The 21,591-nt window shown below is 67.0% G+C and carries 17 protein-coding genes; 11 read left to right on the top strand and 6 right to left on the bottom strand.

Annotated features, from left to right (window positions below; all coding sequences use genetic code 11):
• The first annotated feature begins 173 nt into the window (after positions 1-173).
• Positions 174-548 (top strand): hypothetical protein, encoded by a 375-nt coding sequence (locus tag K7W42_RS11910; RefSeq protein WP_224574906.1) that lies wholly within the window; start codon positions 174-176, stop codon positions 546-548.
• Complete coding sequence (locus tag K7W42_RS11905) at positions 548-2,515, top strand: ATP-binding protein (protein ID WP_224574904.1); 1,968 nt, start codon at positions 548-550, stop codon at positions 2,513-2,515. Before K7W42_RS11910 ends, K7W42_RS11905 begins: the two co-directional genes overlap by 1 nt.
• 206 nt (positions 2,516-2,721) lie before the next feature.
• On the opposite strand, the gene K7W42_RS11900 is transcribed toward K7W42_RS11905, so the two are convergent.
• Positions 2,722-4,170: an NAD-dependent succinate-semialdehyde dehydrogenase gene (locus K7W42_RS11900; protein WP_224574903.1), complete on the bottom strand. Its 1,449-nt coding sequence runs from the start codon at positions 4,168-4,170 to the stop codon at positions 2,722-2,724.
• A 183-nt stretch (positions 4,171-4,353) separates the two neighbouring features.
• Here K7W42_RS11900 and K7W42_RS11895 point away from each other — a divergent pair, with 183 nt between their 5' ends.
• The 8 genes from K7W42_RS11895 (at position 4,354) to K7W42_RS11860 (ending at position 10,450) form a co-directional block, all read left to right on the top strand.
• Positions 4,354-5,130 (top strand): SDR family oxidoreductase, encoded by a 777-nt coding sequence (locus tag K7W42_RS11895; RefSeq protein WP_224574901.1) that lies wholly within the window; start codon positions 4,354-4,356, stop codon positions 5,128-5,130.
• A gap of 28 nt (positions 5,131-5,158) precedes the next feature.
• Positions 5,159-5,749, top strand: coding sequence for a hypothetical protein (locus K7W42_RS11890; protein ID WP_224574899.1), 591 nt, complete (start codon positions 5,159-5,161; stop codon positions 5,747-5,749).
• Positions 5,746-6,231, top strand: a complete 486-nt coding sequence (locus tag K7W42_RS11885) for a macro domain-containing protein (protein ID WP_224574897.1) — start codon at positions 5,746-5,748, stop codon at positions 6,229-6,231. The genes K7W42_RS11890 and K7W42_RS11885 overlap by 4 nt, the downstream gene beginning before the upstream one ends.
• Complete coding sequence (locus K7W42_RS11880) at positions 6,225-6,569, top strand: hypothetical protein (RefSeq protein WP_224574896.1); 345 nt, start codon at positions 6,225-6,227, stop codon at positions 6,567-6,569. The genes K7W42_RS11885 and K7W42_RS11880 overlap by 7 nt, the downstream gene beginning before the upstream one ends.
• Positions 6,566-7,789, top strand: a complete 1,224-nt coding sequence (locus K7W42_RS11875; protein ID WP_224574894.1) for an acyl-CoA dehydrogenase family protein — start codon at positions 6,566-6,568, stop codon at positions 7,787-7,789. The genes K7W42_RS11880 and K7W42_RS11875 overlap by 4 nt, the downstream gene beginning before the upstream one ends.
• 90 nt (positions 7,790-7,879) lie before the next feature.
• Positions 7,880-8,659, top strand: a complete 780-nt coding sequence (locus tag K7W42_RS11870) for an SDR family oxidoreductase (RefSeq protein ID WP_224574892.1) — start codon at positions 7,880-7,882, stop codon at positions 8,657-8,659.
• A 4-nt stretch (positions 8,660-8,663) separates the two neighbouring features.
• On the top strand, positions 8,664-9,749 hold the full coding sequence (locus K7W42_RS11865) for a phosphotransferase family protein (protein WP_224574890.1): 1,086 nt from the start codon (positions 8,664-8,666) through the stop codon (positions 9,747-9,749).
• The gene (locus K7W42_RS11860; RefSeq protein ID WP_224574888.1) at positions 9,746-10,450 is read left to right on the top strand and encodes a histidine phosphatase family protein; all 705 of its coding nucleotides are present in this window, start codon (positions 9,746-9,748) and stop codon (positions 10,448-10,450) included. The genes K7W42_RS11865 and K7W42_RS11860 overlap by 4 nt, the downstream gene beginning before the upstream one ends.
• Before the next feature lie 74 nt (positions 10,451-10,524).
• On the opposite strand, the gene K7W42_RS11855 is transcribed toward K7W42_RS11860, so the two are convergent.
• From K7W42_RS11855 to K7W42_RS11835, 5 genes are all read right to left on the bottom strand, one after another.
• On the bottom strand, positions 10,525-12,951 hold the full coding sequence (locus tag K7W42_RS11855) for an EAL domain-containing protein (RefSeq protein ID WP_224574886.1): 2,427 nt from the start codon (positions 12,949-12,951) through the stop codon (positions 10,525-10,527).
• A 30-nt stretch (positions 12,952-12,981) separates the two neighbouring features.
• Complete coding sequence (locus tag K7W42_RS11850) at positions 12,982-14,256, bottom strand: S8 family serine peptidase (RefSeq protein ID WP_224574884.1); 1,275 nt, start codon at positions 14,254-14,256, stop codon at positions 12,982-12,984.
• A gap of 262 nt (positions 14,257-14,518) precedes the next feature.
• Positions 14,519-15,799, bottom strand: coding sequence for an AMP-binding protein (locus tag K7W42_RS11845; protein WP_224574925.1), 1,281 nt, complete (start codon positions 15,797-15,799; stop codon positions 14,519-14,521).
• 136 nt (positions 15,800-15,935) lie between these two features.
• Positions 15,936-17,774, bottom strand: a complete 1,839-nt coding sequence (locus K7W42_RS11840) for a sensor histidine kinase (RefSeq protein ID WP_224574882.1) — start codon at positions 17,772-17,774, stop codon at positions 15,936-15,938.
• Positions 17,775-17,942: 168 nt separating this feature from the next.
• Complete coding sequence (locus K7W42_RS11835) at positions 17,943-19,763, bottom strand: ABC transporter ATP-binding protein (protein WP_224574880.1); 1,821 nt, start codon at positions 19,761-19,763, stop codon at positions 17,943-17,945.
• Between the two features lie 74 nt (positions 19,764-19,837).
• Here K7W42_RS11835 and K7W42_RS11830 point away from each other — a divergent pair, with 74 nt between their 5' ends.
• Entirely contained in the window at positions 19,838-21,334 is a 1,497-nt protein-coding gene (locus tag K7W42_RS11830) for a sensor domain-containing diguanylate cyclase (protein WP_224574879.1), read from the top strand.
• The last annotated feature ends 257 nt before the right edge of the window (positions 21,335-21,591 follow it).

Here is a 21,591-nt window from a genome sequence, read left to right as displayed (position 1 = left end):
CGCAAAGCGTTCTGGGACAGAAACTCCTGACTCCTGTAGAAACGGGAGAGGGGGCAATTCCGTCGCCCGCGATTGTTGAAACCGCTGCGTTCTGTCGCCAATACGCTTGCATAGGCATTGACAGTTTTTTTGGCGACAGCGGTGATGTCGTCTGGGTTGTGGCGGGCCGCGAGATGCGCCTGCGAAGTGACGAGGTACTGACCGCCCGTGAACAGGGGAAATTTTACCCAGAGCTGACAGTCCACGCCGAGAAAAACGTCGTCACGTTTACTGACCTGATGGTGGGCACGACGGTGCAAAAGACACTCCCCGCCGCCACCCTGAACCTGCTGGGTAACTTTACCCGGCTGGTCCTGGGGGCGCCCATCAGTGGGCAGAAGCTCAGTGCGTGTTACCGTCAGCTGCAAACCGAGGCGCGCTGCACGGTCGGCGGCGGCAAGGTGCGGCTGGCCAGCGGCGCCACCAAAACCTTCAAGGCGTGGTTCCGGACGGTGGATGACGGCGAAGGGTATTCCAGCGTGAATTACGCCATTGAGCTGGACGATTAATGCCGCGTGCTGCCTCCCGCCCTACGCCTACGCCGCCGCAAGACAGCCATCTGCTGCTCCAGGCGGTCTGTGAAAGCCTGAGTGCTCAGGTGCTGGACGCCGCCCTGAGTGAACAGGGTGACCCGGAAGCCACGTTTGAGGTGGTGCTGCCTGAAGAGGCTGCGCAGACCCGGCTGGGCGCCTTACAACAGGGCCTGGGCCTCACGGAGTTTGAGCTGGGGGTTATGGCGCTGGCGCTGGCCACCGAGCTCTACCCGGAGCGGATGCTGGCGGCGTGCGGCACGGCTCTGCAACTGGACGGGCCTTACACCGGCTTCCTAACGCCGTCGCTGTGCCGCCGCTGGCTGCCGGGCGCTGACTGGACCGAGATGGGGGCCTTTCAGGCGGGCAGCGCCCTGACCCGTTACCACCTCATCGAATTTGGGCAGAGCGTCAATTCCAGTGTGCTGGAATCCCTGACGCCTATTCGCCTGACGGCGGGCGCGCTGGCCTTTTTGCGCGGTGACGAGGGTATAGCCCTGGAATTGCGTAGCGTGACCCAGCCGCTGGGAGCCGGCGGCCTCCTGAGTGATTCTCAGGAACAAACCTTGCAGACCGCCAGTAAGCACCTGTCGCGTCAAGGGAACGAGCGAGCCGCGCTGCTGTACGGCTCACAGGTGCAGGCGATGCGTTCACTGGCCGGGCATCTGCTGGCCGGGAGTGGCCGCGCCCTGCTGCTGGATGTGGCGGCCCTGGCCACCCTCTCTCCTGAGGCGCTGGACGTGACCCTGCGGGCACTGGACCGCGAAGGCCGGGTGACTGCCGCGCCGCTGGTCCTGGATGTCACGGGCGACGCTCCAGAGGGCCAGACGCTGGATGACCTCACGACCCGCCTGCTCGGTGTAGCCACCGGCCCATGCGTCATTCTGGCCCCCGAGCCGCTGCCGCTCGACTCAGCGCGCGCCCTGCTGCCTCTAGAGGTCACGGCCCCCACTTCGGCCGAGCAGCGCGAACGCTGGGGGCAAGCGCTGGGGGTCAGTGGCGAGCCGCCCCTGCTGCGGCAGTTGGGCGACCAATATCAGCTGAGCCTGGAACGCATCGACACCCTGGCCCGCGAGGCCCGCGCCGCGCTGCCGGGCAACGCGGCACACCAGACCCGCATTGAAAGGGCGTGGGAGGCCGCCAAGACCGCCAACCGCCGCCTGATGGGGTCGCTGGCCCAGCGCATTGAGACCCGTGCGGGCTGGGACGACCTGATTCTGCCGCCGGCTGACCGCGCCGCTCTGGAACAGATTGCCGCGCATGTGCGTCACCGCTCGCAGGTCTATGAAGATATGGGCATGGCCCGCCCAGGCCGGGGCCGCTCGATTGCCGCGCTGTTTAGCGGCCCCAGTGGCACTGGCAAGACCCTGAGCGCCGAGGTGCTGGCGCGTGATCTGAACCTAGACCTGTACCGGGTGGACCTGAGCAGTACCGTCAGCAAATACATTGGCGAGACCGAAAAGAACCTCAAGAAAATCTTTGATGCTGCTGACCAGGGTGGCTGCGTGCTGCTGTTCGACGAGGCCGACAGTGTCTTCGGCAAGCGCGGTGAGGTGCGTGACAGCAACGACCGCTACGCCAACGTCCAGGTGAACTACCTTCTGCAACGCCTGGAAAGTTTCAACGGCCTGGCGGTGCTGACCACCAACATGGAAAGCAGCATGGACGTGGCGTTCATGCGCCGCTTGCAGTTCGTGATCAACTTCCGCGCCCCGCAGGCCCAGGAACGCGAGCGGCTATGGCGCGGCGCTTTTCCCAGAACGCTGGACACCAGCATGCTGGACTTTCCCCGGCTGGCCGCCGCCGACGTGGCAGGGGGCAATATCCGCAGCGTGGTGATGAACACGGTGTTCATGGCCGTGGCGCGTGGAGTGCCCCTCAGTCAGCCGCTGGTCGAAGAAGCGCTGCATCTGGAGTACCGCAAACTGGGCCGCCTGGTGTTGTAATCCGAGTGGATTTACAGGGCTGCGCAGCAGGCTTGCAGCGCTTCGCAGAAGAGCGAGAAGAACAGGTTCCGGGCATGGAGTTGACACCTCGGTTCTGTTCCAATCTGTCAATGGAACAGACGGAATCCATATGAGGGCGGAACAGGCAAGAGCCGGCGAGTGCAGGGTGCACGCTGCCGGCTCTCTGGCCTAACTGCCCTTTACATTTACAGGCCCATCGAGATGAACTTGGTTTCCAGATATTCGTCCAGACCCCAGTGACCACCCTCGCGGCCCACCCCACTGTTTTTCATGCCGCCAAAGGGCACATGGGGCGCTCCGGCGCTGGGTACGCCGTCGTTAATGCCCACGATGCCGTATTCCAGCGCCTCGGCCACTCGCCAGGCGCGGCTCAGGTCGCGGGTGTAGGCGTAGGCCGCCAGCCCATACTCTGAGGCGTTGGCCAGTCGCAGCGCCTCTTCCTCAGTGTCAAAGGCCACCACCGGCGCCACCGGCCCAAACGTTTCCTCGCGCAGAATCACCGAGTCGGGGTGAACGTCGGTCAGAACCGTGGGGTGAAAGTACAGCCCCTCCTTGACCCCGCCGCCCACCGTGGCCCGCGCACCCCGGCTTAGGGCGTCGTCTACCTGCGCCTGAATCTTGTCGAGGCCTGCCCGCTCCACAACCGGCCCAACGCCTGTGCCCTCGTGGAGGGGGTCGCCCAGCACCAGCTTGCCCGTCAGGCGGGTCAGGATGTCGGTGAATTCGGCCGCCACCGCGCGCTGCACGTAGACCCGGTTGGTGCTGATGCAGGTTTGCCCGGCGTTGCGGAACTTGCTGCCCACCACCTCACGCGCGGCCTTGTCCAGATCGGCATCCTCGAAAACCAGAAACGGCGCGTGCCCCCCCAACTCTAGCGAGACGCGCTTGAGGGTCTGGGCGGCCTGGGTGTAGAGCAGGCGGCCCACTGCCGTGGAACCGGTAAAGGTCAGCTTGCGCACCCGCTCATCGGTCATGAACGGCGCGCTGAAGGCGGGGGCGTCGTTGGTGGGCAGCACCTGCAGGGTGTTGGCCGGGCCGCCGGCGGCCAGCCACAACTCGGCCAGATACAGCGCCGTCATGGGGCTCTGCTCGGCGGGCTTAAGAATCATTACGCAGCCAGCCGCTAGGGCCGGTGCCGCCTTGCGGGTAATCATGCCCGCTGGAAAATTCCAGGGGGTCACGGCATAAACGATGCCGACCGGCTCGGCAGACGTAAAGCCCCGTTTGCGGCTCTGGCGCATGGAAATCCGCTCGCCACTGATGCGTCCGGCTTCCTCGGCGCACCACTCCACGAAGCTGGCGGCGTAACTGACCTCGCCGCGCGTTTCGGTGATTGGCTTGCCCATCTCCAGAGTCATCAGGCGGGCCAACTCGTCTGTGTGCTCGAACATCAGGTCGTGCCAGCGGCGCAGAATCTGGCCGCGCCGGTAGGGATTGACCTGCCGCCACTCGCGCAGAGCCGCCTCGGCGGCGTCAATGGCGCGCCGGGCGTCGTCGGCGGTGCAGTCGGCCACCGCGCCAATCGGTTCCAGGGTGCCTGGGTGAATCACGTCAAACGTCTTGGGTGCCGAGCGCCACTGGCCATCAAAATACGCCTGGGTGCGGGTCACGGGGTCATTCAGCAGGGTGGTCATGGGGCCTCCTTAGAAGGTGTGGGGCAGGGGGGCAGCAGGTGATGTCCTCTGCAGCCTAGCGCGGGGGCCAGGACAACCGCCCCGCATCATGGGACGCTGAATTGTCCTTTAACGTTCATAATTGCCGTTGACGTAAATACGGCCGTATGCTGGGCGGCAGACCCCACCCCTGGAGGACGGCACATGGCCTTAAAAGAACTGTTTGACCTGAGTGGCAAAACGGCCCTGATTACCGGCGGCAGCCGTGGCCTGGGGCTACAAATTGCCGAGGCCCTGGGCGAGTACGGCGCGGCGGTCATCCTGACGGCGCGCAAAGCACACGAACTGGAAGAGGCGAAGGCGCACCTGGAAGGGCAGGGCGTGACTGCTCACATCGCCCCCAGTGACCTGGCTGACCTGGAAACGGCCGACGCGCTGGTCGAACGCCTCGTGGCGGAGGTCGGCCCCATCGACATTCTGGTCAACAATGCCGGAGCCACCTGGGGTGCTCCCACCACCGAGCACCCGCTGGACGCCTGGCTCAAGGTGATGAACGTCAATGTCAACGGCACCTTCGCCCTGACCCAGAGTGTCCTCAGGCGCTGCATGGTGCCGCGCAGCGCGGGCCGGATTCTGAATGTGGCGTCGGTGGCGGGCCTACAGGGCAACGACCCGCGCATGATGCCCACGCTGGCCTACAACACCAGCAAGGGGGCCATGGTCAATTTCACGCGCGCCCTGGCCGCCGAGGTGGCTGCGCAGGGCATCACGGTGAACAGCATCTGCCCCGGCTACTTTCCCACGAAGATGACGCGCGGCACCCTGGCCTACGGCGAGGCGGCCATTCTGGAGCACACACCTCTGCGCCGTCTGGGAGGTGAACACGACCTCAAGGGCCTGGCCCTGCTGCTGGCCAGTGACGCGGGTGCCTACATCACCGGGCAGAACATCGCCGTGGACGGCGGCATTACGGCGGTATGACGCCCGGCCTCATCCCCTGGGCCGACCGGTGACGCCCCTCTCCAACAAGCACAAGGTGCGGGGCGGCCAGACGCAGCTGCGGCGGGTAGACCAGTGGCGTCAGCAGAACATGACGCCCGACTGGTCACACCTTGCCCACAGCGGCGTGGACTACGTTAAACTCTGGATAGACCCCTGGAGCCGCCTGCCCGCGCGTGAGCCTCCAGCCTGGTTGCGGCGCCGAATGCTCTCAGGGCTGCTGGACATTCATGACGCCTGGGCGCGCGCCAGTGCGGGGCGGCTCGACGTGGCGTATCTGGCGCTGTGGCTGTGCTGGCCGCACTTTGCCAGTTCGCAGGTGGTGATGGCGTCGCCCGAACGCGCTGAGATGTACCGGACCATGTTCACGCCGGCCCCGGCCCGGCCACTGCCTGCGCAGCTCAGTGGTCAGCAACCACGTCTGCTGGGCCTGAACTGGCAAACGGGTCTGGATGAAGCTGTGCTGGAGGGTGAAGAAGTGGCGCGCCGCCTCTCGCTGCTCCGGCGATCCTACCGCGTGGAAACCCCCAGTTCTGGCGAGCCGCTGTATTTCTTTGCGCGCGGGCATGTCTGGGTAGGACAACAGCTGGAGGCAAGATGATTCTCTATGTCACAGGCGACGCCACGCAGCCCCAGGGCGACGGGCCAAAGCTGCTCGTCCACGTGTGTAACGATATTGGCGCCTGGGGACGCGGTTTTGTGCTGGCGCTTTCGAAGCGTTTTAAAGCCCCTGAGCAGGCGTTCAAGCGCTGGGCAGCAGGCGACACTGGCCAGCCCTACGCGCTGGGAGAGGTCCAGTTCGTGCCCGTTGCCCCGGACCTGACGGTGGCCAATCTGGTTGGTCAGCATGACATTGCGCGCAAAAATAGGCCGGCGGCGGCGCCGCCCGTGCGCTACGAAGCCATCCGCACAGGCCTGCGCCGTGTGGCCGAGGAAGCCCGGCGTGGCGGCGCCAGCGTGCACATGCCCCGTATCGGCGCCGGGGTGGCCGGCGGTGACTGGGCCGTGATCGCGCCCATCATTGAGGAAGAACTCGCCGGCCTGCCTGTCACCGTGTATGACCTCCCGGAGGTCCCATGCTGAGGGGCACTGTCTACACCCTGGAAAAAGACGGTACGGTCCTGGGTACCCTGACCGTAACAGACACCGAGATGTTCGTGGTTCACGGCACGTTCGAGGCCACCGCCGCCTTCGCCCCTTACCGCGCGCTGTTTGACGAGGACGCTCGGCTGGCCGTGCTGGTGGCCGACGACGATTCCCCGGAGGTGCTGGCCCTGGCCGAAGCGAGCCTGGAGCAGCTTCTGGCCCTGGGCCTGGTGCTGCGCAGTCCACGCGGCACGGGCTACCGCGACCTGCTGCTGAGTATTGAGGGCGACCAGGCCGGGTTCCGTCCACTGCATCCCGAGGAGGAACCCCTATGACCCTGTTCGACCCTTCCCCACGTACCCGCGACCTGCACGCGCGCCTGAGGGCGTTCATGGAGGCGCACATCTACCCCAACGAGGCAGAGTTTGAGCGGCAGGTCAACACAGGTGACCGCTGGGCGCCTGTGGCTCTGCTGGAGTGCCTCAAGCCCATGGCGCGGGCTGAAGGCCTGTGGAACCTGTTCCTGCCGCCTGCCAGCGACCCGGATGGGCAGTTTGGCGCGGGCCTGAGCAATCTGGACTACGCGCCCCTCTGCGAACTGATGGGGCGCGTGTGGTGGGCGCCCGAGGTGTTTAACTGCTCGGCCCCCGACACCGGCAACATGGAAGTGCTGGCCCGTTACGGCACCCCCGAGCAGCAGGCGCAGTGGCTGACGCCCCTCCTGAACGGGGAGATGCGCAGTGCCTTCTCCATGACCGAGCCGGACGTGGCCAGCAGCGACGCCACGAACATCGAGGCCCGGATTGTGCGCGGCGGCGACGACTACCTCCTGAATGGTCAGAAATGGTGGACCAGTGGCGCGGGCGATCCCCGCTGTCAGGTCACCATCTTCATGGGCAAGACCGACCCCAGCGCTGAGAAACACCGGCAGCAGAGCATGATTCTGGTGCCTATGAGCACGCCGGGCGTGACCCTTGACCGGCTGCTGACTGTCTTTGGCTACGACGACGCCCCACACGGGCACGCCCAGATGAGCTTTACGGACGTGCGGGTGCCGGCCAGCAACATGCTGCTGGGCGAGGGCCGGGGCTTTGAAATCGCGCAGGGTCGTCTGGGGCCGGGCCGAATTCATCACTGTATGCGCCTGATTGGGCAGGCCGAGCGGGCGCTGGAACTCATGGTGGCGCGTGCTGGGAACCGCGTGGCGTTTGGCAAACCCCTGGCCGCCCATCAGCATGTGCGCGAGGCGATTGCCCAGTCCCGCCTGGAGATCGACCAGGCCCGGCTGCTGACGCTGCACGCCGCGCACCTAATGGACACGGCGGGCAACAAGGCGGCGCGCGGCCAGATTGCCGCCATCAAGGTGGTGGCGCCCACGGTGGCCCTGCGGGTCATTGATCGCGCCATTCAGGTGTTCGGCGGCGCGGGCGTCAGCCAGGACACGCCGCTGGCCCTGATGTATGCCCAGGCCCGCACCCTGCGGCTGGCCGACGGTCCCGACATCGTGCATTTGGAAACGGTGGCCAGAGAAGAACTCCGGCGCGCTGAGGCCTGAGGCGGATGGCCCAGAGTTAAGGGCACCTGTACCCGCTTCCACCACTCACGCGCCAGAGGTGTCAGACGCTCCGTACAGAAGGAGAGAACTATGGACTTTCAAGACAAGGTCATCGTGGTGACTGGGGCCGCTTCGGGAATTGGGCTGGCGCTGGCAGCGCGCTTCGTTCAGGAAGGGGCGACAGTCATTGCCTCGGACCGGCAGGCAGAGCTGGGGGCTGCCCGCGCGGCCGAACTGGGGGCGCGCTTCGTGGCCGCCGACATCAGCCGGGAAGAAGGCGTCCAGGCGCTGATTGAAGATGTGCTGGCGCGCGAGGGCCACATTGACCTCTTTTGCTCGAACGCAGGCATTGCCGTGGGAGAGGGCCCAGAGACGCCAGACCGCGTCTGGCAACTGATTCATAACGTCAATGTCATGAGCCACGTCTGGGCCGCACGTCACCTGTTGCCGCACATGCTGGAACGGGGCGGCGGGCACCTGCTCAACACTGCCTCGGCGGCGGGTCTCCTGACTGAACTGCATTCAGCGCCCTACGCGGTGACCAAGCACGCGGCCCTGGCTTTTGCCGAGTGGCTGGCCATCACCTACGGCGACCGGGGCATCCGGGTGGCCTGCCTGTGCCCCGAAGGGGTCTGGACCCCCATGATTCAGAACGCGCCTATCTTGCAGCAGACGGCCATTTCAACCGATGAACTGGTAGACAAGACGCTGGCGGTCCTGCGCGCAGACGGCTTTCTGATTACCACCCACCCCACGACCCTGAAAGGCTTTGCCTTAAAGGCGGCCGACTACGACGGCTGGATTGGCCGCATGCGGCAGCTGCGGGTCCGGGCGATGGCCCTGCTGGGCGGCGGGCAGGACCGAGCGTGACCCCGTGACCCGCGCTGAGACAACCCCGGTGCGTCCCGGCGAGGAACTGCCCCTGGAGGCTCTGAGGGCTGTGCTGCGCGGCCGCATACCGGGTGATGTGGACGCCCTTTCGGCCGAGCAATTCCCAGGTGGCTTCTCGAATCTGACCTATCTGCTGCGGCTGGGCGAGGCCGAGTATGTGCTGCGCCGCGCGCCGCTGGGGCCAGTGGCCAGAGGCGCCCACGACATGACCCGCGAGGCTGGGCTGCTCGCCCGCGTTCATCCGGCGCTGCCGGTGGCCCCCCAGCCCATTCTGCTGGTGGAGGACGCCTCGGTGCTCGGTGCTCCCTTTTACCTAATGGAGCGCCGCCACGGTGCCGTGGTCCGCGCGGCGTTGCCTCCCGAATACGCGGCTTTGCCTGACGCCCCGGCCCAGCTGTCACACGCCATGATGGATACGCTGGCCGACCTTCACCGTGTGGACATTGACGCGGCTGGCCTGCGTTCTCTTGGCCGGCCCGAAGGCTTTAACGGGCGGCAGGTGGACGGCTGGGCCGGGCGCTGGCGGCGGGCCCGCACGGCCCTGGACGGCACAGGCGACCTGCCTCCTCCTGAGACGCTGGGGGACGAAGAAGTCATCGGCTGGCTCGAAGCCCATCTTCCACCAGAAAGCGCCCATACCCTCGTCCACAACGATTTCAAGCTGGACAACCTGATGTTTGATCCTGCTGACCCCAGCCGCGTCACGGCGCTGCTGGACTGGGAAATGACCACTGTGGGCGACCCTCTGGTGGACCTGGGATTGACGCTGACCTACTGGACCATGCCCCAGCAGCCTGGCGGGGCGCCCACCCAGGTTGGCGCGGCGGCGCCCGGCTTTCCAGGGCGCGACGAACTGGTCGCCCGCTACGAAGCTCGACTTGCTCGTCACGTGACGAGCAGCCTGCCCTGGTACGAGGTGCTGGGCCATTTCAAGCTGGCCGTGATCGTGCTGCAAATCTTTGCGCGCTACCGCGCCGGGCAAACGGCTGACCCCCGCTTTGCGCCGCTGGCCGCTCAGGCCGCGTGGCTGATGGGCGAGGCGCGGCGCCGCATTGCCGACCTGGCATGAGTCAGCTTCTGCTGATCCGGCATGGTCAAGCCACCCCCTTTGAGACAGAGACCGACCGCCTCTCTGCCCTGGGTGAAGCGCAGGCACACGCGGTGGGGCAGGCGCTGGCGGCTGAAGGGCTGCGGCCCACCCACCTCTGGCATGGGCCCCTGGTGCGGCAGCGGCGCAGCGCTGAACTGGCCGCCGAAGCGGCTGGGAGACTCTGGCCACCCGCAGTCCTTGATCCCCGACTGGCCGAGTACGACGGCGACGGCCTGGTGCGGCACCTGTGGCCTGTCCTGGCGGCGCGTGACCTGGCTTTTGCGGCTCTGGCGGCAAATTTCGGTGCCCAGCGCGCCGGGCCAGAGCGCAACCGTGCCTTTCAGCAGGTGCTGGAGCCCCTGGCTGCTGCCTGGCAAGCTGGCACGCTGACCCACACGGAGGTCGAACCCTGGGCGACCTTCCGGGCGCGGGTCAGGGCTGCTTTTGCAGAGGGCACGGCGATGCCCTCAGGGTCAGTGGCCCTAGCCTTTACCAGTGGCGGGGTGATTGGTCTGGCGGTGGCCCTGGCGCTGGACGCCCCCGACGCTGCGGCCCTGCGCCTGAACTGGCGCGTTCAGAATGCCAGCCTGACCCGCTTCACCTTTGGGCGAGGCCGCGTCAGCCTGGACAGTTTCAACGAGACCCATCACATGCCCCCAGAGCTTCGCTCCTGGCGCTGAGAGGGGCGGGCCGTGGTGGTCAGCCGCTGTAAGGACAGCAAGGCTGATCGGGCGAAGCCCCCTATGTTCCTTGCTTAGCCTGGCTGCCAGTCTTTGATAGGCCGTGCAAAGTAATACCCCTGCATCACGCCCACGCCTAGGGCCTCAAGCAGGTCCACCTGCCTCAGGGTTTCAACACCTTCGGCCACCAGCTCCAAGCCCAGGTCCCGGCTCAGGCCCACAATGGCCCGCACAATCGCCGCGTCGCGGCCCCCCGGTTCCTCTTCCAGGGCGGCCACAAAGCTGCGGTCAATCTTGAGACCACTCAGGGGAAAACGGGCCAGGTAGCCCAGGCTGCTGTAGCCGGTGCCAAAGTCGTCCAGCATGACCCGCACGCTGTCGGCTTGAAACTCGGCCAGCATCCGCGCCGCCCGTTCGGGGGACTGCATCATCAGGCTCTCGGTAATTTCCAGCTCCAGGCAGTCGGGGGGCAGGCCGCTGGCTTCCAGCGCAGCAGCCACCACCCGGCGCAGGTCACGGCTGGCAAACTGCTGCGCCGAAAGATTGACGGCGACCCGCACGCCCTTCCAGCAGGCGGCGTGGCGGCAGGCCTCCTGCAGCACCCAGGCGCCGACCTCCACAATCTGGCCGCTGCGTTCCAGAATCGGCATGAAGCTGCCTGGAAAAAGTAGGCCGTGTTCGGCGCTGCGCCAGCGCAGCAGGGCTTCGGCGCAGACCACGCGGCGCGTCCGCACGTCCAGCATGGGCTGAAAATGCAGCTCGAATTCACTCCGTTCCAGCGCGTGCGCCAGGGCGCGCTCCAGGCCAGCGTGGGCGTGCTGGCGGCGGTCGTAATACACGCAGCTCTCGCCGCTGGTCTTGGCGTCATACAGGGCCAGTTCAGAGGCCTGGCGCAGCGCCTCGGGGTCGCGTGCGTCGGCAGGCCAGCAGGCCGCACCCACACTCCAGGACATCCGCAGGCTCTGGCCCCCCACCACCACCGGCTGATTCAGGGCGTCTATGGCGTCTTGCAGGCGCCGGGAACCGTGGCCCCCACCGCCCAGCAACAGGGTAAATTCGTCGCCCCCCACCCGCGCGACCACCTCGTCGCCGCGCAGCGCTGCGCGCAGGCGCCCGGCGACCACGCGCAGCAGCTCGTCGGCCGCGTCATGACCGTAGGTGTCGTTGACCAGTTGAAAGCGGTTCAGGTCGGCGGACACCAGCAGAAACTCAGTGCCCTGGCGCTGTGCCTGTTCAATGTGTTGGGCCAGCTGGGCGTGCAGCATCAGGCGGTTGGGCAGCCCGGTTAGCGGATCGTACAGCCGGCCCCGCTCCAGTTCCTGAAGCTGGCGCTGCACAGTTTCCTCGGCCTGCAGCCGCAGCGTCTGTTCATAGGCCGCGCGGCGCTGCGCGCTGTCAACCTCGGCCTGAGCCGTCAGTTCCTGTAATTGTTTGTCCTGCGCCGCTGCATTCAATTCGGTCTGCAGGACCAGCACCCGGCGCAGGTGCCGCGCGGCCTGCGCCGGGTCAGCGGCCTCGGTCACGTCGGCCAGGATGGTCAGGGCGTCCAGCTGCGACTGCTTGCGGCCGTCGGCCTCAGCCAGGGCCAGGGCCTGCTCAGCGGCCGTCCGGCTCTGGCCGAGCTGGCCCGACCGCTGATGCAGCCGCGCCAGCAAGAGCCCCGACTCGATCAGGCCGTCGGGGTCCTGTAACTGCTCAAAGGTGGTGTGCGCCTGCTGGGCATCCGCCAGGGCGTCCAGCCCGTCCAGATGAAACTTCGTCAGCGCCAGATTCAGAATGACACTGGCCTGCAACACCGGAATCTGGTGGAGGTCGGGATGAGCCAGCACCTCTTGCAGGAGGGTCTGGCCGTCCTGATAGTGGCCCAGCTTCAGGTAAGCGTCGCCCAGATTGATCGCCGCGATGAAATACGCCGTAGTGTCGCCGACCAGCTGGGCCACCTCCAGACAGCGGCGGTACTGCTGCGCGGCCTCTTCCGTGCGGTTCTGGGCGCTCAGGATGTTAGACAGCGTGTTGAGAAGGCCCAGTTCGACCGTCGGGTGGGCTGCCGGCTCCATCGTCTCGAACAGCGTTTGTGCCCCGCTGACAGCCACCATGGCACTGTAGTTGTCATTCAGGCTCCGGTGGATGCCCGCAATATTGCACAGCGCCGCAATCTGTCCGCCGACATCACCCTGACGCTCTCGCAGTTGAACAGCTTCTTGCAGGAGCGTCAGGGCTTCGCGGCTGTTCAGCAGCAGGTGCTGGGTGTGGGCCAACGCGACCAGGATGTTGGCTTCCGTCAGCTGGTCACTGGCCGCCACAGCAGCCTCGCGGGCCGCGGAGAGCTGCTGCCGGGCCAGGTCCAACTGCCCCGTCGCCTTGTAATAGAGCCCCCAGGCGTAATTCAGGTGGGTTGGCGAAAGGTCAGTGGCCTCAGCGAGAAGCCCCGCAGCAGTCTCCAGACGACCTGTACGGATGGCGTCCAGAACCTGTTGCAGGTCTTCTGTCGGCGTGGCCATCAGCGTTCAGACTTTGGCCGCAGCCTGAGGTCAGTCATCCAGTTCATCAATGAAGTCTTTCAGATCAAGGCGGCCCTTGCCCAGCAGGCCCTGATACGCCGCATTTCCATCCAATCGGTCAATGCGCCGCGCCTCATCCTTGAGCGCCTTGAGGGTCTGCTCCGCGCCGGCACCTTCTCCCAGTCCCAGGGCCAGGGCGCCGGCCACCACGGGCGCACTCATGGAGGTGCCAGAGAACTGGCCCATACGCCTATCGGGGAAGGGCGCCGCAATCTCCTGACCAGGCGCCATCAGTCCAATGGCCTCACCGTAGGAGGAAAAATCACTCTTCAGGTCGTCCTGATTGACGCTACCCACCGCCACACTGTAGCGGCCTCCTTTCATCTGGGCGGCTGGGTAGTCCGGCGCGGCCTTGTTGAAGTTGCCCGCAGCCGCCACCACCAGCACCCGCTTGCTGTTGGCGTAGGCGATGGCCTGGGTCAGCGCGTCCTGAGCCCGGCTCGTGCCCAGGCTCAGGTTAATGACGTGGGCGCCGTGGTTGGTGGCCCACACGACGGCCGCCGCCACATTCAGGGTGTCGCCTCTGCCGTCGCTGTCCAGCACACGCAGCGGCATAATCTTGGCGCGCGGGGCCAGCTGCGCGGCAATACCGGCCACGACGGTGCCGTGCCCAAACGAGCCTTTACCCACGGTCCCAAGGTCCTGAGGAGTGGCGTCGTCATCCACAAAATCCCGCCAGGTGTTCGCTGGGGTCAGCAGATTGGTAAACATCGGGTGGGTCAGGTCAAGGCCGGTGTCAATGACGGCGATAATCTTGCCGGCACCCAGCGCCGTGCCCTGATGCGCTTCTTTCAGGCCAATCTTCTTCCAGGCGGCAGTATTGACGGGTAGAGGCGAATAGGTATCAGAGACCCAGGCGTCGCTGCTGTTAAAACGCCAGTCATCGCGCACGATGCTGCTCCACAGTTCAGGGGCGTTGGGCCAGAAGTCGCGCACGATATTGCCCCACATTCCAGGCTCTGTCTGGCCGGGGTTGACGGCCACCACGTCCTGATTCTCCTGCGGAGCCGGGCCGGTGCCCTGCGCCTGCAAGGGCGCATGGGTCGGGTCGCCGATGACCGCAAAGGTCTCGGTACGCAGTTCGACGCGGCCGCCGTACTGGCGGGTCAGGTCCTCATCGCTTTGGGCAGCGGTCACAGGGACCGTTAAGATGGTGACGGGGGCCAAGTTGGCTGGCGTCGTCAGCCGCCCACAACCAGAGAGCAGCAGCGAAGTCAGGGCAAGGCAGGAAAGAGTAAGACGCATGAGAATCTCCTTAAGCTGACGAGGTTGAGGCTCCAGTGTACGCCGGTTGATCGGCCTGTCCAGAGGGGAAGCAGCCTGTGCTGCGGCCCAGTGTAGCGGCTTCATCCAGGCCACATCTGAACCTAACCTCTCAGTTGAGGTGGAACAATTCAGAAAGACTGGACAACCGCAGGTCAGTCCAGCACAGACTGGCGGTACGGTGGCGCTTCCAGTCTTTAGTTCTGATGAAACGAACGGGGGCACCATCCCCCCAGGTGGGGGCCTACCTGGCTTCTCGCAGGTCGGTGACCCGGCGCAGTTTGCCCCCTTCGCTGCGCGGCAAGGTTCCTGGCGCGCACAGTTCACAGCGGATGGTGACCCCCACCTGAGCTTTGACCTGCCGCACCACCTCGTCCTGCAAAGCGGCTGATGCTGAGGGCACTTCGAGGCGCAGGGTCAGCTCGTCCAGCAGACCCGTGCGTCTGAGAACAACCTGATAATGCGGGGTGGTCTGTCCCAGCGTGGCCAGCACAGCTTCCAGCTGCGTGGGGTACACGTTGACGCCGCGCAGGATAATCAGGTCGTCGCTGCGGCCCCGAATGATGTCCATGCGCCGCATGGTGCGGCCGGTGCGGTTGTCCCCCGGCAGCAGGCGCGTAATGTCGCCCGTCCAGTAGCGCAGCAGCGGCAGGGCCGAGCGGCTCATGGAACTGAGCACCAGCACGCCCCATTCGCCCTCCGGCAGGACCTCGCCGCTGTGGGGGTCCACAATCTCGGGATAGAAATGGTCTTCCCAGACGTAACTGCCCTGCTGCTCGCGCACATCCTCGTTGCTGACGCCGGGGCCAATCAGTTCAGAAAGCCCGTAGATGTTCGTCGCCCGCACGCCCAGGCGGGCCTGCACGGCCGCGCGCGTTTTCTCGGCCCAGGGTTCGGCGCCCAGCACGGCGTAGCGCAGCGCCAGGTCGCCGGGGTGCACGCCGCGTGCCTCAAGCGCCTCGGCCAGCACCAGGGCGTAGCTGGGCGTGCAGGCGATGACCTCTGGTTGCAGGTCCAGCAGCAGGTCCACCTGCCGCGCCGTGCCGCCGCCCGAGACCGGCACCGTACACAGCCCCAGCCGCTCGGCGCCCGCATGCGTGCCCAGACCCCCAGTAAACAGGCCGTACCCGTAGGCGTTGTGAAAGGTCATGCCCGGCCGCGCCCCGGCCGCGTACAGGCTGCGCGCCACCACCTCGGTAAAGACTCCCAGATCGTGGTCGTCGTAAGCCACGGTGGTGGCCCGGCCGCTGGTCCCGCTGCTGGCATGAATGCGCCGCAGGTTGCTGCGAGGGGTCGCCACCAACCCCAACGGGTACGCAGCGCGCAGGTCGTCCTTGCGGGTAAAGGGAAAGCGGGTCAGGTCGTCCAGGGTGTGCAGGTCGGCGGCGCTCACGCCAGCCGCCTGGAACTTGGCGCGGTAGGCCGGCACCTGGCTGTCCTGCCGCGCCAGCATCGCCTGCAGCCGCGTCAGTTGCAGGGCGCGCAGGGCCGGGACCGGCAGGGCTTCCAGCTCAGGCTGAAACAGGTCAAGGGGAAGGTCGTGAACCATGAAGTCTCCGGAGGCAGGCAGAGGAGGGAAGGACCGGGCAGCGCCCGTCACACCAGATAGCCCGGCCTGGACCGCTTGCAGCTGTCCGGTGGGCGCCGGGCATCAGGAGGTCTCAGTCTAGAGCAGGCCGGCGCGGCAACGTGAAGCAGAAGGTGGCCCCCTGACCGACCTCGCCCTGCGCCGAGACCGTGCCGCCGTGCCGCTGCACGATGCGGCGCACATTGGCCAGCCCCACGCCAGTGCCGCCGAAGTCCTCGGCGCGGTGCAGCCGCTGAAAGACCCCAAACAGCTTGTGGGCGTAGCGAGGGTCAAAGCCCACCCCGTTGTCGCGCACGAAAACGGTCCAGGTGTCGGGGGAGGTCTCGGCCCAGACCTCAATGCGGGCCTGCGGCGTCTGCGCGGTGTACTTCAGGGCGTTGCCCAGCAGGTTGGTCAGCACCTGCCGCAGCAGGGCTGGGTCGGCCTGAACGTGGGGCAGGGGCGCCGGTTCAAAGGCGACCTGATGCCCCTGGGCCTCGCGCGCCTGCACCTCAGGCTGGAACTCGGCCCAGATGCTCCCCACCAGGGCGTCCAGCTTGGTCTCGGCCAGCCGCAACTCCTGGCGCCCGGCGCGCGACAGATTGAGCATGGCGTCAATCAGGTCGTTCATCTGCGCCGCCGCTTCGCGGATCACGGTCAGTGCCCGCCCCACCTTCGGCTGCGCCAGGGTGTCGGGGTCCAGGGCGCGCCCCAGCAAGTCGGCAAAGCCCGCAATGTGCCGCACCGGCGCGCGCAGGTCGTGGCTGACCGAATAGGCGAAGGCTTCAAGTTCCTCGTTGGCGCCCTGAAGCGCCGCGTTGCTGCGTTCCAGTTCGGCCGAGTAGTGCCGCAGCGCGGTGACGCTGCGCGCCCGTTCCAGCGCCAGCACCAGACTGCGCGTGATGGCCGCCAGCAGCGCCCGGTCGCCTGCGTCCCAGGGCCGGGCCTCAAATTGCCCTACGGTAAAGACGCCCAGCCGCTCGCCGCCCACCTGCAGCGGCAGGCTGGCCAGGGCCCCCAGGCCGTCGCCCGGCACCTTCAGGCCGTCGGACTGCGGGTCAAAGGCGGCCTGATAGTACGGTTCCCCGCTGTCCCACGGCAGTTGCAGGCTCTGGGCCTGCGAAAAGGGCAGGCCCGCGTCCAGCGCCGCCTGCCGGGCCGGGTCGCGCACCTGTCCCACCTGCGCCTTGAGGCACCACAGGTCGCCCTCGGGTTCGTAGTAGGCCGCAAACCCGCGCGGCAGCAGCGCCAGCGCGACTTCCTGCGCGCGGCGGATCAGGGCCAGGCGGTGTTCCTGGGCGCCCAGGTCGGCGCTGAGCTGCGCAAAGGCTTCCAGTGAGCGCGCCTGCGCCTGAAGGGCGGCGTTGTGCAGGCGCAGCTGCTCTTCTTTGTGGGCGCGGTCCAGCGCCAGGCTGAGGCTGCGCCCCACCGCCCGGAAGACACTGCGCTCGCGCTCGGTCCAGTCGGCCGCGCTCTGGATGCCCATTGCCAGCACCCCCACCAGGGTGTCGCCCCGGTAGGTGGGACACAGGGCCACCGCGCCGAAGGTCTCGGTGTCGGGCACGTCCGGCACGGTCACGGTCCACTGAGGCACGAACAGCACGTCGCGCGCCGACAGCGCCGCCTCGATTTGTGGGCCGCGCAGCGGCAGGCCCGCCCTCAGCCGGCTGGCTAGGGCCACTGGCACACTGGCCGACAGCGCCGCCGCGTGCCACAGCCGGCCCTGCGGCACTAGATAAGCGACACTGACACTGCCCAGGGTGACCTGAAGGACCTCAACGGCGCGCTGCGCGACCTCGGCCACGTTGGTGCTGCGCAGCGCCTGGTCGGTAAAGGCGGCAAAGGCGATCAGCGCCGCGTCGGCCCCCGGCTGCTCGGCGGTCACAAAACGTCCTGCGCTGGGCCCCACGAACCGTTCATCGCCGCGCAGCATAACGCTGGTGGGCTGGCGGGTGCGTTGCGGCTTTTGCCAGCGCTCGTCTCATCAGACCAGGGCAAAGACCGCAGGCATGAAAGGTCAGGGCCAGAGGGGGGCTGTCTGAGGGTGGACTGGCTGGACTGACACCGGCGCTTTACACGGCGCCGCCGTGCCGCCACATCATCACGCTGGCCCTGCGCTTTCGCTGTAGCCGCGCGCCTGCAAGGTGTACATCTCGGCGTAGTGACCGCCGCGCGCCATCAGCTCGGCGTGGGTGCCGCGCTCGGTGACCTTGCCGCCCTCCAGCACCACGATGGTATCGGCCAGGCGCACCGTCGAAAAGCGGTGCGAAATCAGCAGGGTCAGGCGGCCGCGCGTCTGCTCACGCAGCGCCTGAATGGTGTCGAACTCGGCGCGGGCGTCCAGGGCCGCCGTGGGCTCGTCAAAGATCAGCACCGAGGCGTCCCTGTGGTACAGCCGCGCCAGGGCCAGGCGCTGCCACTGCCCGCCCGACAGCTGCCGCCCCCCCTGAAACAGCCGTCCCAGTGGGGTGTCCAGGCCTTCGGGCAGGCCCGCCACGAAGTCGGCCCCAGCCCGCTCCAGGGCTGCGGGCACCCGCGCGGCGCCTTCGGGCTGCGCCGCGTCGGCCAGCGCCACGTTGTCGCGGGCTGTCAGCTGGTACTGCCCAAAATCCTGAAAGATGATGCTCATTTCCCGCTGCACGCTGCGGGGACTGAAGCGCGCGGCGTCCTGGCCATTGAGCAGAATCTGCCCGCTGGTGGGCACGAACAGCAGGGTCAGTAGCTTGACCACCGTGGTCTTGCCCGCGCCGTTCTCGCCCACCAGGGCCAGCGCCTCGCCGCGGCGTAGGGTAAAACTGACCCCCCGCAGCACATCGCGCTCGGTCAGGGGATACCGGAAGCCGACCTCCCGAAATTCGATGGTGTGGATAGGGCCGGACCAGACCTCTCCCGCGTCCAGGTTCCGGGTGGGCAACTCCAGAAAGTCAAAGAGGTTACGCATGTACAGCAGGTTCTGGTAGACCGCGCTGCCGCCGCCCAGCAGGCTGCTCACGGTGCCTTGCACCTGCGCGATGCCGAGCACAAACACACTGAATTCACCGACGCTGACCTCGCCTGCCGCCGCCCGGCGCAGAATCAGCGCGCTGGCTAGGCCAATGAGCAGGGCGCTGAGCAGCGCCGCCCCGAAGCTCCAGCCGGCGCGGCGGCGCACCAGGGCCACCAGATGCTGCCGGAACCCCAGGTAATAGTCGCGCCAACGCCGCAACAGCTCGCCCTCGAAGCCAAACAGGCGCACCTCTTTGACATGCGCGTCCGAGGTCAGCAGGCTGCCCAGATAATTTTGCACGCGGGCGTCGTGGGTTTGCCGCCGCAGCATGCGGTAGCCTTCAACCCCAAAGCGGTTGCCCACGACCACGCCTGGCACGCTGGCCAGCACGACCAGTGGCAGCACCCAGGGCCCCAGCGTGGCCATCAGGGCGCCCACCGAGCCCAGCGTGACGGCCGCGCCCCCCAGCGACACCAGTTGCGTGGCCACCCCCAGGGGCCTTGACCCCACCTCCCGGTAAGCCTGTTGCAGCCGGTCATAGGTCTCGGCGTTCTCGAAGTTCTCGACACTGAGGGTGGCGGCCTTGTTCAGAATGCGGCGGCTGACCCCGTGTTGCAGGCTGTCACCCAGCAGCTGCTGCGCGGCGCTCTGCACGGTGGACAGCAGGCTTCCCAGCACCACCAGACTGACCTGTGCGCCCAGTAAGGTCAGCAGCGAGGTGTAGGCAACCCCGCCCTGTGCGGCGCGGGCCACCTCGTCAAGCAGCAGCTTGCCCACGTACAGGTTGGCCGCCGGCAGGGCGCTGCCCGCCAGACTGGTGGCGGCGTAGGTCAGGCTGTGGCGGGGACTGGCCTGCCACACCAGCGCCAGCGTGGCGCGCAGGTCGCGCAGGCGCTCCCGCAGGGGCAGGTGGTCGTCGGGCAGAGGCGCGCGCATCCTGTTAGCATGCCGCCTGGTGCCCCCAGCCAGCGGCATGGAGAACACAGTCACGCTTGCTCTAGCATGGGGCCATGACCGGCGCCCCCACCTTGCCTGACGAGTCCGCCCGCCTGATGGCCCTGGCGTACTACGGCATTCTGGACACGCCGCGCGAGCCGCAATTTGACCGGATTGCTCGGCTGGCCGCCGCCATCCTGAAAACGCCGGTGGCGGTGATTAACTTCGTGGACCAGTTCCGGCAGTGGGGCAAGGCGTCGGTGGGGGTAGGCGACACCACCGCGCCGCGCGCCGACTCCTTTTGCGCCTGGACCATTCAGCAGGACCAGCCGCTTGTGGTGCCCAATGCCCACCTGGACCCGCGATTTGCTCAGAACCCGATGGTGACGGGCGAGCCCCACGTGCATATGTACGCCGGCGCCCCGCTGGTGATGCCCAGCGGGCACCGCATCGGCACCCTGTGCGTCACGGACACCCAGCCACATCCCCTGACCCCGCAGGACCTTCAGGCGCTGCAAGACCTGGCGGACATCGTGGTCACCGAGTTAGAACTGCGCGCCTATCAGCAGCGCCTGACCCTCTCACTGGACGCGCAGCGCGAACACAGCGCCGAGTTGCAGCGCAGTCTGGCGCAGTCGCAGGCCCTGGACGGCATTTCACAGCTGCTGAGCCTGGACCTGGAGCCCCAGGACGCGCTGCTGGCCGCCGCCGCCCTGCTGGGCGAGGCCATGCACAGCGATGTGACGGGGCTGCTGGTGATACACGGAGATGAGGGCGCGCTCAGCGTGGGGCACCTGCATCCCCGCGTTCAGCCCGAACAGCGTGCGGCCCTGGAGGGTGATGAGCTGTTCCGCCTGTTGCGGCCGCACTTACCCGGCACAGAGCGGCCCACGCTGCTGGATGACGCTCAGGCGCTGGGCCTCCCTGGACCAACTGACCTACAGGCCCTGGCCTGGGCACCGGTGGGCATGGACGCCGACCAGACCCTCTGGCTGGTGGCCGCGCGCCTGAACGGTCATCCGCAGGGGGGCTGGCGCGCCGCCGAGCGCTCGCTCTTTGAAGCGGCGGCGCGGTCCCTGCGCGCCAGCCTGGACCACCGCCAGGCGCGGGCCTGGGCCCGGCGGGATGTGCTGACAGGGGTCCTGAACCGCCGCGCCCTGGAACAGGACCTGGCCCAGCCCTCGGCGGTGCCCTTCATGCTCGTGATGGCCGATGTGGACGGCCTGAAAGCAGTCAACGATGTGGGCGGTCACGCCCAGGGGGACAAGCTGCTGCGTGTATTTGCGGCCACGCTGGCCGCCGAAGTGGGCAGCGCAGGCCAGGTATACCGCTACGGCGGCGATGAATTCGTGGTGCTGACGGCCCCCACCAACGAGGAACTACTGCTGGACCAGGTAGACACGGCGGTGTTGGCGGCCCGTCAGCTGGCGCCGCAGGCTGGGGCCAGCGTGGGGGTGGCCCACAGCCAGGAAGGCGAGCCGCAGACCCTGCTGCGCCTGGCCGACGAGCGGATGTACGCCGTCAAACGCCGCCGCGTGGCCCTGCGCCAGAGCGGAGAGCTGACCTCCTAAACAGGCTGTCGAAGTCGTTGCTGACGGGTCCAGCGCGTTCTTCATCTCGTGATTGCATCAGCAGCGGATTGGCTTGAGTCTCTTCAACTGAGAAGTCGGAAATAGGTCGGAGAATGCGTGGAACGTATGCCGGTAGGAGAGATTGGGGCATCGCCCTCTCTATGGACCTCAGGAGCATCAACTCAGGCCGGCGCCCATGAATGTGGCGAGTGACCTCCGATGAACACCATGCCGACTCACTTGTTGAGCGCAGCCTT

Origin of the sequence: Deinococcus betulae (assembly GCF_020166395.1) — a bacterium.
GTDB classification, from domain to species: Bacteria; Deinococcota; Deinococci; order Deinococcales; family Deinococcaceae; genus Deinococcus; species Deinococcus betulae.
This window is presented reverse-complemented; position numbering and strand designations above follow the sequence as displayed.